The following is a 13,732-nucleotide window of genomic DNA, read 5'->3' on the forward strand; positions in this document are numbered from 1 at the left end:
AGGGGACTTATGCGTTTGTTGCTCGGTTCGGCCAGCCTGGCCGTCATTGCTGTTGCCGGTGCGACCGGCGAGGCACAGGCCCAGCGCCAGATCACGACTGCAACGACCACGCCAGTTGCCACCGGCACTGCGGGCGATGGCGGCACCCGCGCGGACATTACCATCACCAGCGCCGGATCGATCCGGCCAACGGTCGCCGGGCCTGTCGTCACCGTCAACAGCGCCAACAACGTGACCAACCAGGGAACGGTGGAGGTGACCGGCGTCAACGATGTCGACGGCATCTTGGCGACGACCGGCGGATCGGGCACGATCACCAATGGCGGCGCGATCAGCATCATCGAAACCTATACGCCGACCGATACCGACACCGACGGGGATCTGGACGGACCGCTGGCCCAAGGGACGAACCGGTTCGGCATCCGCACGGCCGGTGCCTTTACCGGATCCATCGTCAATACCGGCACGATCACCATCGAGGGCAATGATTCGGGCGCGATCCGCCTGGGCGGACAGCTCACTGGATCGCTGACCTCCAGCGGCACCATCGGCGTGCTGGGCGATCGCAGCATCGCCATTCGCACCGACGACGTGTCGGGCAACGTCACCGTGCGCGGCAGCGTGACCGCACAGGGCCGCGATTCGATCGGCGTCGCTGTTGACGGCGATGTCGGCGGCGCGCTGGTGTTTCAGGGATCGGTCAACGCCACCGGATACCGGTCGATCACCCGTCCGGCGACGGTCACGGGTCTGGATGCGGACGACCTGTTGATCGGCGGGCCTGCGATCCGCGTCGCGGGCAATGTGGCGGGCGGCATCCTGTTCGACGTTCCGCCCGTCAATTCCAACCCGAACAGCACCGACGACGATGGCGACGGCATCCCGGATGCCGAAGAAGGCTCTGCTTCGATCGCATCCTATGGTTCGGCACCGGCCCTGGCGGTCGGCGGCGCGGAAGCCATCACCATCGGCGCGGTGGCGGGCGATGCCGATCGGATGGGCATCGTGGTGCGCGGATCGATCCTTGGTTCGGGCGTCTATGACAATGTCGATTCCACCGCCATCCGCATCGGCGGGGCGGGGGGCACCGTCGATCTGACGGGCGGGATGCGCCTGGCCGGTGCGGTATCGGCGGTGGGCACCCGCAATGCCACCGCCGTCGACCTGGCCAGCGGCGCACAGGTCGACAAGCTTGTCTTGGCCGGTCAGCTGGGCGTTCAGATCACCGCCGACGGCACGGCGACCGGCGTTGTGGTGCGTCAGGGCGCAACCGTCCCCGAACTGGTCAACAGCGGCGCGGTCGGCATTGTCGGCGGGGACAAGGCAACCGCCGTCGCCATTCAGGACCTGTCCGGCACTCTGGCGCTGATCACCAATACCGGCCGCATCGCCGTGGGATCGACCACCGGTACGCTGGCATCGGGCACCGCGATCGATCTGGCGTCCAACACTACGGGTGCCACCATCCGCCAACAGGCCAGCGCCGCCAACGCATCGCCGTCCATCGTCGGGGCCATCCGGCTGGGCAGCGGGGGCGATCTCTTGGATATCCAGGCGGGCACGATCGTCGGCAATGTCGATTTCGGCGGGGGTGCCGACCGGCTGACCCTGGCACAGGATGCGACGCTGATCGGCGGGCTGACCAATGCGGGCGGGCTGGCTGCATCGATCAACGGCCGTCTGGAACTGGGCACGGGTGCGGCGGCATCGATCGGATCGCTGGCCATGGGATCCAACGGGGTCTTGGGCATCACCATCGATCAGGCGACGACCAACGCCGCTCGGCTGAACGTTGCCGGCAATGCCAGCTTTGCAACGGGGGCCACGCTGGCCGTCGCCTTGCGCAGCGTGTCGACCGCCCAGGGCAATTACGCCATCCTGGATGCCGGAACCTTGACCGGGGGCGGCAACCTGACGCTGGGCGACACCAGCCTGCCGTTCCTGTTCAACGGTGCGCTGACGGTCGACAACGCGGCCGGCACGATCAACCTGGCGATCGCCCGCAAGTCCGCGGGCGAGCTGGGGTTCAACCGGTCGCTGTCCAGTGCCTATGATGCGGTGTTCGCGGTGATCGACCGCGATACGCAGATTCGCGACACCTTTCTGGCGGCGGGCGATGCGGAAACGGTCAGGGCCCGGTTTGGCAGTTTCCTGCCCGAACATACCGGCGGCACGTTTCAGAATGTGACGCTGGCGACGCGGACGGCGGCGCGGTCGCTGGAAAATGTGCCGAGCGATGCCATCGCCACGCGCGGGACCGGCCTATTCTTCAATACGTTGGTGTGGGGCACCAACAAGGACGAGGGCGATACCCAGGCGTATCGCATCAATGGCTGGGGCCTGCAGGGGGGCGGCGAGCTGGCGCTGGGCGATCTGGGCCGGGTCGGCGCTTCGCTGGCGCTGTATCTGGGCCTGAACGAGACGCGCGGCAATTTCAATGCTGTGGAAAGCAGCCAGTATGAACTGGCGCTGCATTGGCGGCGCAAGGCTGGCGGCCTGACCACCTTTGCCCGTGGCGCCTATTCGCTGATCGGTTTTCAAAGTCAGCGGCGGTTCGACGTGGTTGCCGAAAGCGCCAGTTTCAGCCGGGTGGCGACCGCCGAGTTCGGCGGCGGGCTGATGTCGGGCATTATCGGCGCGACCTACGAGGCGCGGCTGGGCGAACGCATTTCGGTGCGGCCACGCGTGGCGGCGGATTATTTCCGGCTGAACGAAAAGGCCTATACCGAGGCCGGCGGCGGCGATGCGTTCAACCTGTCGGTGGACAAGCGGGTCAGCGACGAGGCGGCGGTCGAGGCGACGGTGACGCTGGGCTATGACCTTGGCAGCCTGGATCAGGCGGGCACGCCGCTTCGCGCCGAGGTGGAGGGCGGCTATCGCAAGATCGTTGGCGGATCGGTCGACACGACTACCGCCCGTTTCACCAATGGCCAGCCCTTTACGCTGGAACCACAGCGGCGGGCCGACGGGTGGGTCAGCCGGGGCCGCATGATCGGCGGGTCCGAAGGGTTCCAGTTCGGTGCGGAGGGAAGCGCGGAGGATCAGGCGGGCGCGCTCAATCTCGGCCTGCGGCTGGGGGTTCAGATCGGCTGGTAGGCCGTCTGGCAGCGGCTGTGGTGAAACCGCCGGGCGGGATGGCCGGACGTGCTTCGATGGGGCGGGGCGGCCAATCCGTTACCGCAGCGGGCGCTGCGCTTCACAGTAACCGTTGCCGCCCTCGTCCAAGCGCCAACTGATGACGTTGATTCCGGTGCGGGCCAGGTGCGCCGCATAGGCATCCGCGCCAAGCGACCTGGATTGCCGCCCGGTCAACCGGTCGTCCCAGACACAGGGTCTATCCGGCGCGCTGAACAACAGCCAGCCACCGGGCCGCAGCACCGCCGCCGATCGGGTCAGCACCGCTCGCTGATCCTCCTCCGCCAGCAGGAAGATCAGGCCAATGGCGATCACCGCGTCGAATGGACCCCCGAACATCACGCTTGTCTGTGCCGCCTCGCAGGCCAGCGGCACGTCGGGGTGCCGGGTCTGGAATGACCGGATCATCGTTGGCGATGCGTCCACCCCGTGCAGCGCAAAGCCATCGGCCAACAACGCCTCCCCGATCGGGACGCCCGATCCGCAACCCAGATCAAGGATAGTGGCCCCGGGCATCAGTCGCTCGCGTGCCCAGCCCCGGACCAACGCCGCCCCGATATCCGAACGGATCGCCATGAACTGACCGGCGACTGCCTCCCATCCTTCGCTCAGGTCCTCGTCCATCGCCGTCGCGCCTTCCCCGCTCCCGCTCATCCTGGCCGGCTATGATGGACAAAAAAAGGGGCCGGTGGTCGAAACCACCGGCCCTTAGGGGTCCGCAGGAGGAACCTCGTGGGGGCGGGCGCTTCTGGCGGCGCCCGCCCGATTTCAATCAATAGTTGTAGGCGCGTTCGCCATGTTCCCCGAGATCGAGGCCTTCGCGCTCGACTTCCTCGGTAACCCGCAGGCCGATGGTGAACTTGACGATGAAGAAGGCGATGGCCGAACCGACCGCTGCCCAAAGGATGGCGACACCGACCGAGGCGATCTGGATGCCGAGCTGGCCGCCCAGATCATAGTCGTCCGCACCCGGTCCGCCCAGCGAGGGCAGCATGGTGACGGCGGTGCCGACCGATCCGATGATGCCGCCCAGGCCGTGGATGCCGAAGGCGTCCAACGAGTCGTCGAGATTCAGCTTAGGCTTCACCGACACCACGAAGATGGCGCAGACGACCGCCGCAATGGCGCCCAGCAGGATCGCACCGAACGGGCCGGAGTTGCCCGCCGCCGGAGTGACCGCGACCAGGCCGGCGATGGCACCCGAACAGGCGCCGAGCAGCGAGCCCTTGTGACCCAGCAGCTTTTCGGTGAGCATCCAGAACAGGACACCGGCAGCCGTAGCGACGAAGGTGTTGATGAGCGCAAGACCCGCCGAGCCGTTTGCCTCAAGCGCGGAACCTGCGTTGAAGCCGAACCAGCCCACCCACAGCAGACCGGTGCCGATCAGCGTCATGGTCAGCGAGTGCGGGGCCATAACATCCTTTTTGTAGCCCAGGCGCGGACCGAGGATCAGGGCGCCAACCAGTGCCGACACGCCGGCATTGATGTGCACCACGGTGCCACCGGCGAAATCGAGCGCGCCCCAGCCGAAGATCAGGCCGGTCGCCTCGTCGCTGCCGCCCAGGTACCAGACCATGTGCGCGATCGGGAAATAGACGATGGTCAGCCAGATCGCGCCGAACATCAGAAGCGCGCTGAACTTCAGCCGCTCCACCAAGCCGCCGACTACAAGGCAGAGCGTGATCGCGGCAAAGGTCATCTGGAACGCGATGAACACGAATTCCGGGATGACGACGCCGTCGGTGAAGGTGGCGACGGTCGAGTCCGCCGTCACGCCAGCGAGGAAGAACTTGCCGGTCGACAGATACTGGTTCCAGTCACCGCCAAAGGCCAGGCCGTAGCCATAGACGACCCAGATGATCATCGCCAGCGAGGCCGCCGCGATGATCTGGGTCAGGACGGAGAGCATGTTCTTGGTGCGGACCAGACCGCCATAGAACAGCGCCAGGCCGGGGACGATCATCATCATCACCAGCACGGTTGCGACGATCATCCAGGCGGTATCGCCCTTGTCCGGCGTCGGCGCTGCGGCCTCGGCCGCGTCCTGCGCCCATGCGGGCAGGGCAGCGAACAGCCCCAGACCGGCCGTGCCGGCCAGTTTCATCATGTGCTTCATGGATACCCCCTTGCTCACAGCGCGGTCTCGTCGATCTCGCCGGTGCGGATCCGCACGGCCTGACCCAGATCGAGCACGAAGATCTTGCCATCGCCAATGGCGCCGGTGTTCGCCGCGGCCTGAACCGCCTCGACGACCCGACCGGCAAGGTCGGAACCGCACGCGACTTCGATCTTCAGTTTCGGCACCATGTTGGTGCTGTATTCGGCGCCGCGATAAATCTCGGTCTGGCCCTTTTGCCGTCCGAACCCCTTGACCTCGGTCACGGTCATGCCCGTCACCCCCAGTTCGGTCAGGGCTTCGCGGACTTCATCAAGCTTGAACGGCTTGATGATGGCGATGATCAGCTTCATGTCGCCCCCTAGTTGCGATTGTTCCCGGGGCAACGCTGCAATCGCCGTGCCAAAGACAGAATGGCGCTGAATCGGGCGCGTTCCCGACAGAAAATGTTACAATGCGGTAAAAAATTGAGCAGCGGCCGTGCTCTGCCTAAAAAACAGGCAACCAATTTGACCGTCGTGCATTCTTCGCCGATGGCCACAGCCTCCCCTGTCGACCTGGCGGTCTTTGGTGCCGATGGCGGCGTGGGTCGCCGGATCGTCGATCAGGCGCTGGAGCGCGGGCATGCCGTCCGCGCCATCGTCCGGCATCCCGCCCCGTCGATCCCGCATCACGACAGGCTGACGATAGAGGTGGCGGACGTGCTGGCCGATCCGCTGGAACCGGTGATCGAGAACGCTGGGGCGGTGTTATCCGCGCTGGGTGTCGCACGCGGTCTGCGCAATGCAATCGATCCGCCGCCGGTTTACTCCCGCGGAACGGCGCGGATCGTGTCGGCAATGCGGAGTTGCGCCCTTCGGCGTCTGGTCGTCATTTCTGCGGCATTCGTGTCCCGCCGCCCACCCGGTCCGCTCTGGTTCCATCTGGCCGCGCAACCGGCGCTGGCGGCGGTGTTTCATCAGATGCGGGCAATGGAGGATGTGCTAGCCGGCGCATCGGACATCGACTGGACGGCGGTGCGCCCGGCCTGGCTGCTCGACCGTGAACCGTCGGGCAATCCGTTGATTCAGCCCGATACCCTGCCCAGAACGGTGTTCCGCACGCGGCAGGGCGATCTTGCGTCGTTCATGCTTGACTGCGCGCTGGGCAGCGACTGGATTCGCCAGACGCCCGCCATCGGACGGCGGGAGAGCGAGATGCTGGAAAGCCCTCTGGCTTTGCTGGACGAACTTAGCTGATCATCGCTGTTCGGCCATTACCCGCCGCGCCGCCGCCAGATCGCCGGCGTCGACCATGACGCGCGTCGGGATCAACAAAAAGCTGCCGTCGGCGATGCTGGCATTGCCGTCAAAGGCAACGGCGTCGATCCCCGCGGAATCCAGCAGCCCGACGATCAGGTGAGCCTCCATCCGGTCAAATCTGCCCAATTCGGCAAGCGCCATCAGACGGCGGTGCCGCCGACGGTCAGGCCATCGACCAGCAGGGTGGGCTGACCCACGCCCGCAGGCACGCTCTGGCCGCCCTTGCCGCACATGCCGATCCCCTCGTCCAGCGCGAAGTCTTTGCCGATGCCGCGCACCTTTGTCAGGCAGGTCGGCCCGTCGCCGATCAGAGTCGCGCCCTTGATCGGCGCGCCCAGCCTGCCGGCCTCGATCCGATAGGCCTCGGTGCAGGAAAAGACGAACTTGCCCGACACGATATCGACCTGACCGCCGCCGAAGGATTTGGCGAAGATGCCGCGCTTGACCCGCGAGAGGAGTTCGGCGGGATCGTCGGAGCCGCCGCGCATGAAGGTGTTGGTCATCCGGGGCATGGGCGCATGGGCGAAGCTTTCGCGGCGGCCATTGCCGGTGGGGGCGACGCCCATCAGCCGGGCGTTCATCCGATCCTGAATATAGCCGCGCAGGACGCCGTCCTCGATCAGGATATTCTCCTGCGTTGGCGTGCCCTCGTCATCGATGCTGAGCGAGCCGCGCCGAGCGCCGATGCTGCCATCGTCCACAACGGTGACGCCGGGCGCCGCCACCCGTTCGCCGATGCGGCCGCTGAACGCGCTGGTGCCTTTGCGGTTGAAATCGCCCTCCAGTCCGTGGCCGACTGCTTCGTGCAGCAGCACGCCGGGCCAGCCGGGGCCGAGCAGCACGGTCATCTCGCCAGCAGGCGCGTCCACTGCTTCCAGATTAACGAGCGCCTGGGCCAGCGCCTCGTCGATCGCGCGGTTCCACGTCTCCGGCGCGATCAGCCGGTCGTAAAGCTCGCGCCCGCCAATGCCGAAGCTGCCCGATTCGCGACGGCCATTCTGTTCGACGACGATACTGACGTTGAGCCGGGTGAGCGGGCGGACATCGGTGGCGACGAAACCGTCGGGCCGCACGATCTCGACCACGCTCCAAGCCCCGGTCAGCGAAACCGACACCTGCACCACCCGCGGATCGCGGGCGCGGGCGGCGGCGTCGATCGTCTGGCAAAGGTTCACCTTCACATCGAAGGGCAACAGGTCGATCGGATCGGCGTCAGTATATAGGTGACGGTTGTTGCCGCGCGGGGGCGACGCCTTCGGTCCCGTGGCGGGGTCGATCAGCGCCAGCGTATCGCCAGCCCGCGCGATGGCTGCGGCGCTGATCTCGCTGGCATGGGCGAACGCCGTCTGCTCGCCCGAAACCGCGCGCAGGCCAAACCCGGCATCGGTATTGTAGCTGGCGGTCTTCAGCCGCCCGTCGTCGAAACCGAACGCCTCCGACTTGCGATATTGCAGGTACAGCTCGCCATCCTCGGCACGGGACAGCAACCGCACGGTCAGCGCGCGCGCTTCGTCCGGGTCAAGGCCATGGCCATACAGGAAGCTACGGGGATCAGCGGCAGAAACGGTCATGCCACCGATATAGGCGTGTCAGGCGCTGGCGCCAGACGCGATATCGGGCATGGTCGCGGGGTCCACCCCGTCCGCCGGACCGCCGATCAGGACGAAGCGCCGGTCGCAATAGCCGCAATCGACATAGCCATGCTCGTCGATTTCCAGGAACACGCGCGGGTGGCCAAGCGCAGTAGGGATACCGTCATAGGCTCCGTCACAGGACACGCGGACGGACGAAGTGCGGGTGATGGTGGGCGGGCTGATCATGCCCGGCGAATTAGCAAAGGGCGGCAAACGCGGCAAGCACGGCGCGTCCGGCTTGCAAAGCCCGTTGGCCGGGCTCATGACGGATGCGGAACAAGGGGGGTGGGCAGGTCATGGGTATCGGACGAGCGCTTTGCATTGCCGGTATCCTGTGGATCGGCGCAACCTCTGCCGCCGCAGCTCAGACGTCGCCGGTGACGCTCGAACAGGCCCGGGCCAGTCTGGCCGGCATGTGGCAGGGCAAGCTTGAATATCGCGATTACCAGGCGGACCGCTGGTTTGGCCTGCCGGTCGTCGTGGCGGTGGAACAGGGGCGGGACGGGCTGACCCTCATCCGCAAGGCGGATTTCGACGACGGCCCGAAAACCGGGATCATCACCATCACGTCGATATCGCTGCTCGATCCAGCTACGGGCGCCGAACAAAGCGCCAGCTTCCGCAAGGGCCGTCAGGCCGAGCTGATCGTCGACCGGCTGACCCTGACGCGGGCCGAGGCGGCCGACCGCTGGACCATCGTGGCGACGCGGGAAGGCCGGGACAATGATCGGCCAGCATCGATCCGGGAAACGACCACGCGGGACGGCCCGGTGGTTGTCACGCTCAAGGAAGTCGACTTTACCGACGATGATGGATCGGCCTGGTTGGTGCGCAACCGGACGACCCTGACCCGGAAATAAGGGGGGATCGGTCCGGCGGACTTGGCGAGGGCGATCATCGATCCTATGCCAGCGGCATGACCGAAGCCGCGATCCGCATCGACAGCCTGGCCAAGACCTATACCGGTGGCAAGCGTGCGCTGGACGGCGTGTCCTTCGACGTGCCGCGAGGGACAATCTTCGGCCTGCTGGGACCGAACGGGGCGGGCAAGTCGACCCTGATCAACATCCTGGCGGGTCTGGTCAACAAGACGAGCGGCACGGCCGAGATCTGGGGCTTCGACATCGACCGGCATCCCCGCAATGCCAAGGCGTCGATCGGCATCGTCAATCAGGAGATTATCTTCGATCCCTTTTTCACGCCCGCGGAGACGCTGGAAATCCAGGCCGGGCTGTTCGGCGTGGCCAAGGGCGATCGGCGGACCATGGACCTGCTGCGCGCCATGGGGCTGGAGGACAAGGCGAACGCCTATTCCCGCACTCTGTCTGGGGGCATGAAGCGGCGGCTGATGGTGGCCAAGGCGATGGTGCATTCCCCGCCAGTGCTGGTGCTGGACGAACCGACGGCCGGGGTGGACATCCAGCTCAGGCAGCAGCTCTGGGACTATGTGCGCGGCCTCAACGCGCGCGGCGTCACCATCGTCCTGACCACCCATTATCTGGAGGAGGCCGAGGAGCTGTGCGATCGCATCGCCATCATCAACCATGGCCGCGTCATCGCCAATGAGCCGACCCGCACACTGGTCGGCATGGCGCAGGAAAAACTGGTCGAGGTGACGGTCGACCGCGATCTGGGCGCGGTGCCGGATGCGGCCTGTTTCCAGAAAGTGGAGGTGAAGGGTGAGCGCACCCTGGTCATCACCTATCGCAAGGACCGGGCGAATGCCGGCGAGGTGCTGGGCGCGGTGCAGGGCGCGGGGTACGGGATCGTCGATGTGAGCACGCGCGAGGCGGACCTGGAGGACGTGTTCCTGAATTTGACGAGCGCTGCCTGAGACACCCTGCGTTTAGCCATGCCCTTGAAACTTCGTTCGCTTCGAGCGTAGTCGAGGAGCGCTTGTCCCTCACACCGTGTCTCGACGTCGCTCGACACGAACGGAGCCCTAAGTGAACGACGAACAGGATCTTGCTGTCGAGGGAGAAACTGCCACCGAGCCGCGCGCGGCAACGTCAAAGCGGTCAGTTCGGCAGCGCGCTGAGGCGATCAAGGATTTTCGTTGCAAGAACTGCATCGCAGTCATCGAAAATCCTTCCGACATCAAGAACATTGGGACGGTGATCCGTAATGCCAACGCGCTTGGTGTCGAAAAGGCTTATGTTGTCGATCCGCGCCGCTCCTTGCCAGATGACTGGCAGGAACTGCGTGAGCGCCCATCGCTGTCGAAAACATCGGTGTCGGCGGTAAAATGGACGTTCGTCAAGCGCTTCGACAGCAAGACGGATTGTTTCGATCATCTTGAAAAGCTTAATTTTCGGTCAGTTGTAACGTCGCCGCATATCAAGGGGAAGCGCAGCATCTATCTGCATGAAGGCGACTTTACCGAATTTACTAAATTGGCCGTCTGGTTCGGAAGCGAGGCTCAAGGGATCAGCGACGAGGCCGTGGCGCGGGCAGAGATGTGTGTCAGCATTCCGATGTTCGGAATGATCGAAAGCCTGAACCTCGGCACCAGTTCCGGCATCGTCTTGTACGAAGTGACCAAGCAACGTCGGGAGTATCAAAGCAAGTATCGACGACGCGACCGTCGCGGCGCACGCGCCATACCGCTTCCAATCGCCATGCCGCTGCCGGACGAGCGTTCGTGAACGATCCCCATAGCGCCGACGTCCTCGTCATCGGCTCCGGTGCCGCCGGGCTGACTGCCGCGCTCAATCTGGCCGACCGGTTCCGGGTGACCGTGCTGGCCAAGGGCGGGCTGGCCGAGGGGTCGACCGCCTGGGCGCAGGGCGGCATCGCGGCGGTGCTGGAGGAAGGCGACACCTTCGACAGCCATATCGAGGATACGATGGTGGCGGGCGCGGGCCTCAACGACCGCGCGACCGTCGAGTTCGTGGTCGAGGGCGCGCCGGCGGCGATCCGGCGGCTGGAGGAACTGGGCGTGCCGTTCAACATGGACGGCAACACGCTGCACCTGACGAGGGAGGGCGGGCACAGCCACCGCCGGATCGTGCATGTCAACGACGCGACCGGATGGGCGGTCCAGGAGGCGCTGCTCAATGCCGCGCGTGCCAATCCGAACATCACGCTGGTGCCCGACATGGTGTGCATCGACCTGGCGACCAGCCGGCACGAGACGCGCTATTCCGGGGCGGGGCAGGTGTGGGGCGTCTATGCGCTCAATCGCGCGACGGGCCGTGTCGAGCTGTTCACCGCGCGCGCGACCGTGCTGGCAACGGGCGGAGCCGGCCGCACCTATCAGTTTTCGACCGCGCCGCGCGGGGCGACCGGCGACGGCATCGCCATGGCCTGGCGCGCGGGTGCGCGGGTTTCCAACATGGAGTTCATGCAGTTCCACCCGACCTGCCTGTTCAACCTGGAGGTGAAGAACTTCCTGATTACGGAAGCCGTGCGGGGCGAGGGCGGGCACCTGCTGATCCCGGAGACCGGCTACCGCTTCATGCCGGATTTCGACCCCCGGCTGGAACTGGCCCCGCGCGACGTCGTCGCCCGCGCGATCGACCATGAGATCAAGCGGCTGGGCCTGGATTATGTCCATCTGGACATCAGCCATCGGGGCGAGGCGTTCGTGCGCGAGCATTTCCCGACCATCCACGCCAAGCTGCTGACGCTGGGCATCGACATGACCGTCGATCCGATCCCGGTGGTGCCAGCCCAGCATTATACCTGTGGCGGGGTGGTGATCGACCGCGACGGGCGCACCGACCTGCCCGGCCTCTATGCCGCGGGCGAAGTGACGCAATCGGGCCTGCACGGCGCGAACCGGCTGGCCAGCAATTCGCTGCTGGAATGTTTCGTGTTCGGCGAGGCGGCGGCGCGGCATATCGACGCCAACTGGGACGCGTTCCGCCCCGTGCCCGCCATCCGCCCCTGGGACGAAAGCCGGGTCACCGACAGCGACGAGGAAGTCATCATCAAGCAGAACTGGACCGAGATCCGCCGGTTCATGTGGAATTATGTCGGCATCGTGCGGACGACCAAGCGGCTGGAGCGTGCGGCGCATCGCATCAAGCTGCTGACCGAGGAGGTGGAGGATTATTACGGCCATTTCCGCGTCACGCCCGACCTGATCGAGCTGCGCAACCTGCTCCAGTCCGCTGACCTGATCGTCCGGTCGGCCCTGCACCGCAAGGAAAGCCGGGGCCTGCATTACACGCTGGACTATCCCGATCTGCTGCCGGATGCGGTCGACACCATTCTGGTTCCCTGACGCGGTCATCGGTTCATCGCCGCACTGCAACAGTCTGGCGCACGTCAGCCGCGCGTTGCTGGGCCGTTCATCAATGTCGTGTCAGAACAACGACATGAGCATCGGGGCATGATCGGAACCGAGCGCGATCCGCGCACCCATCCCCTGTCGACCGTGGGCGCGCTGGCGCTGTTGCTGGTTGGCTGCGTTGCGCCGTCCTCGCCTGAGCCAATGGCCCGGCCGGGGATCGGCGTCCCGTCGGCACAGGCCGGGCCCGCCGCACGGCCGGTATTCACCCCGCCACCCATGCCAGTGCGCCCGGTTACGCCCCCGCCGCCGCCGGTCGCTCCCGCAGCGCTCAGCAGCACCATCGACCGGCTGGGCCGCGAGTTCGGGGGCAAGGTGGGCATCGCGGTATCCAGCGTCGATCGCGGCTGGGGCACGGACTGGAACGGCAGTACGCCGATGCCGCAGCAAAGCGTCAGCAAGCTGTGGGTCGCCATCACGCTGATGGACCTGCGCGACCAGGGGCGGCTGACGCTGGACGATCCCATCACCATCCGGCCGGAGGACATTACCCTGTTCCATTCGCCGGTGGCCGCTCTGGTCAAGGGCGATGGCTATCGCACCACGGTCCGCGACCTGCTGGCGCGGGCGATGGTTTCCAGCGACAACACCGCCAACGACCGGCTGCTGACCTTTGTCGGCGGACCCGAGGCGGTGCGGAAGATGATCGCCGACAAGGGGCTGGGGCCTATCCGCTTCGGGCCGGGCGAGCGGTTGCTTCAGGCGGGAACGGCAGGCCTGACCTGGCGGCAGGAATATGCCGGCCGCGCCTTTTATACCGCGCGCGCCAACCTGCCCATCGCCACCCGGCAGCGGGCGTTCAACGCCTATATCGCCGATCCGCCGGACGGGGCGACCGCCATGGCCATCGCCCGTGCGCTGGGGCGGCTGCATCAGGGCGAATTGCTGTCCGAAGGGTCGACCGCGCATCTGGTCGGCCTGATGGAAGGGTCGCGGACCGGCAAGGAACGCTTGCGCGGCGGCGTGCCCGCGGGCTGGCGCTTCGGGCACAAGACCGGGACGGGCCAGGACCTGATGGGCCGGACGGCGGGCTATAACGATGTCGGGTTCCTGATCGCGCCGGATGGCCGCAGCTACGGGGTCGCGGTGTTGATCGGCGACACCGGCCGCCCGATCCGCGAGCGCCAGGCGCTGATGCAATCGGTGATCCGTGCCGTCGTCGCCAGCCACGGGACTCCGCTGCGTTAAGTCGTGCCAACCACCGTTCATCCTGAGGAGCCGCGAAGCGGCGTCTCGAAGGACGTGCCCCCGT

At 66.1% G+C, this 13,732-nt stretch carries 13 protein-coding genes; 7 read left to right on the forward strand and 6 right to left on the reverse strand.

Features of this window, described 5'->3' with window-relative positions; genetic code table 11:
* Window positions 1–9: 9 nt before the first annotated feature.
* Complete coding sequence (locus ACPVPU_RS03185) at window positions 10–3,096, forward strand: autotransporter outer membrane beta-barrel domain-containing protein (protein ID WP_448659476.1); 3,087 nt, start codon at window positions 10–12, stop codon at window positions 3,094–3,096.
* A 78-nt stretch (window positions 3,097–3,174) separates the two neighbouring features.
* On the opposite strand, the gene ACPVPU_RS03190 is transcribed toward ACPVPU_RS03185, so the two are convergent.
* From ACPVPU_RS03190 to ACPVPU_RS03200, 3 genes are all read right to left on the reverse strand, one after another.
* Window positions 3,175–3,789 (reverse strand): class I SAM-dependent DNA methyltransferase, encoded by a 615-nt coding sequence (locus tag ACPVPU_RS03190; RefSeq protein ID WP_448659477.1) that lies wholly within the window; start codon window positions 3,787–3,789, stop codon window positions 3,175–3,177.
* A gap of 118 nt (window positions 3,790–3,907) precedes the next feature.
* Window positions 3,908–5,251 (reverse strand): ammonium transporter, encoded by a 1,344-nt coding sequence (locus ACPVPU_RS03195; RefSeq protein WP_448659478.1) that lies wholly within the window; start codon window positions 5,249–5,251, stop codon window positions 3,908–3,910.
* Window positions 5,252–5,265: 14 nt separating this feature from the next.
* The gene (locus tag ACPVPU_RS03200) at window positions 5,266–5,604 is read right to left on the reverse strand and encodes a P-II family nitrogen regulator (RefSeq protein ID WP_448659479.1); all 339 of its coding nucleotides are present in this window, start codon (window positions 5,602–5,604) and stop codon (window positions 5,266–5,268) included.
* Window positions 5,605–5,784: 180 nt separating this feature from the next.
* On the opposite strand from ACPVPU_RS03200, the gene ACPVPU_RS03205 reads away from it, so the two are divergent.
* Entirely contained in the window at window positions 5,785–6,489 is a 705-nt protein-coding gene (locus ACPVPU_RS03205; RefSeq protein WP_448659481.1) for an NAD(P)-dependent oxidoreductase, read from the forward strand.
* Here the strand turns inward: ACPVPU_RS03205 and ACPVPU_RS03210 are convergent, their stop codons facing one another.
* The 3 genes from ACPVPU_RS03210 to ACPVPU_RS03220 are packed head-to-tail and all read right to left on the reverse strand — an operon-like array spanning window position 6,490 to window position 8,372.
* The gene (locus ACPVPU_RS03210) at window positions 6,490–6,693 is read right to left on the reverse strand and encodes a putative signal transducing protein (protein WP_448659482.1); all 204 of its coding nucleotides are present in this window, start codon (window positions 6,691–6,693) and stop codon (window positions 6,490–6,492) included. It abuts the gene before it with no gap.
* On the reverse strand, window positions 6,693–8,123 hold the full coding sequence (gene tldD, locus ACPVPU_RS03215; RefSeq protein ID WP_448659483.1) for a metalloprotease TldD: 1,431 nt from the start codon (window positions 8,121–8,123) through the stop codon (window positions 6,693–6,695). The genes ACPVPU_RS03210 and tldD overlap by 1 nt, the downstream gene beginning before the upstream one ends.
* 18 nt (window positions 8,124–8,141) lie before the next feature.
* Complete coding sequence (locus ACPVPU_RS03220; protein WP_448659484.1) at window positions 8,142–8,372, reverse strand: zinc-finger domain-containing protein; 231 nt, start codon at window positions 8,370–8,372, stop codon at window positions 8,142–8,144.
* A gap of 110 nt (window positions 8,373–8,482) precedes the next feature.
* On the opposite strand from ACPVPU_RS03220, the gene ACPVPU_RS03225 reads away from it, so the two are divergent.
* The 5 genes from ACPVPU_RS03225 (at window position 8,483) to ACPVPU_RS03245 (ending at window position 13,668) form a co-directional block, all read left to right on the forward strand.
* Window positions 8,483–9,046, forward strand: a complete 564-nt coding sequence (locus ACPVPU_RS03225) for a hypothetical protein (RefSeq protein WP_448659485.1) — start codon at window positions 8,483–8,485, stop codon at window positions 9,044–9,046.
* Between the two features lie 56 nt (window positions 9,047–9,102).
* On the forward strand, window positions 9,103–10,020 hold the full coding sequence (locus ACPVPU_RS03230; protein ID WP_448659486.1) for an ABC transporter ATP-binding protein: 918 nt from the start codon (window positions 9,103–9,105) through the stop codon (window positions 10,018–10,020).
* Window positions 10,021–10,132: 112 nt separating this feature from the next.
* On the forward strand, window positions 10,133–10,831 hold the full coding sequence (locus ACPVPU_RS03235) for a TrmH family RNA methyltransferase (protein ID WP_448659487.1): 699 nt from the start codon (window positions 10,133–10,135) through the stop codon (window positions 10,829–10,831).
* Window positions 10,828–12,414 carry an L-aspartate oxidase gene (gene nadB, locus ACPVPU_RS03240; protein WP_448659488.1) on the forward strand — a complete coding sequence of 529 codons (1,587 nt, stop codon included), beginning with the start codon at window positions 10,828–10,830 and terminating at the stop codon, window positions 12,412–12,414. Before ACPVPU_RS03235 ends, nadB begins: the two co-directional genes overlap by 4 nt.
* 108 nt (window positions 12,415–12,522) lie before the next feature.
* Window positions 12,523–13,668: a serine hydrolase gene (locus tag ACPVPU_RS03245; protein WP_448659489.1), complete on the forward strand. Its 1,146-nt coding sequence runs from the start codon at window positions 12,523–12,525 to the stop codon at window positions 13,666–13,668.
* Window positions 13,669–13,732 lie beyond the last annotated feature (64 nt).

Source organism: Sphingomonas paludis, from assembly GCF_053502515.1.

Bases quoted from the DNA above. Each gene is read 5' to 3' on its own strand.
- ACPVPU_RS03185 (WP_448659476.1), top strand. From the start codon at position 10: ATGCGTTTGTTGCTCGGTTCGGCCAGCCTGGCCGTCATTGCTGTTGCC.
- ACPVPU_RS03190 (WP_448659477.1), bottom strand. From the start codon at position 3,789: ATGAGCGGGAGCGGGGAAGGCGCGACGGCGATGGACGAGGACCTGAGC.
- ACPVPU_RS03195 (WP_448659478.1), bottom strand. From the start codon at position 5,251: ATGAAGCACATGATGAAACTGGCCGGCACGGCCGGTCTGGGGCTGTTC.
- ACPVPU_RS03200 (WP_448659479.1), bottom strand. From the start codon at position 5,604: ATGAAGCTGATCATCGCCATCATCAAGCCGTTCAAGCTTGATGAAGTC.
- ACPVPU_RS03205 (WP_448659481.1), top strand. From the start codon at position 5,785: ATGGCCACAGCCTCCCCTGTCGACCTGGCGGTCTTTGGTGCCGATGGC.
- ACPVPU_RS03210 (WP_448659482.1), bottom strand. From the start codon at position 6,693: ATGGCGCTTGCCGAATTGGGCAGATTTGACCGGATGGAGGCTCACCTG.
- tldD (WP_448659483.1), bottom strand. From the start codon at position 8,123: ATGACCGTTTCTGCCGCTGATCCCCGTAGCTTCCTGTATGGCCATGGC.
- ACPVPU_RS03220 (WP_448659484.1), bottom strand. From the start codon at position 8,372: ATGATCAGCCCGCCCACCATCACCCGCACTTCGTCCGTCCGCGTGTCC.
- ACPVPU_RS03225 (WP_448659485.1), top strand. From the start codon at position 8,483: ATGGGTATCGGACGAGCGCTTTGCATTGCCGGTATCCTGTGGATCGGC.
- ACPVPU_RS03230 (WP_448659486.1), top strand. From the start codon at position 9,103: ATGACCGAAGCCGCGATCCGCATCGACAGCCTGGCCAAGACCTATACC.
- ACPVPU_RS03245 (WP_448659489.1), top strand. From the start codon at position 12,523: ATGATCGGAACCGAGCGCGATCCGCGCACCCATCCCCTGTCGACCGTG.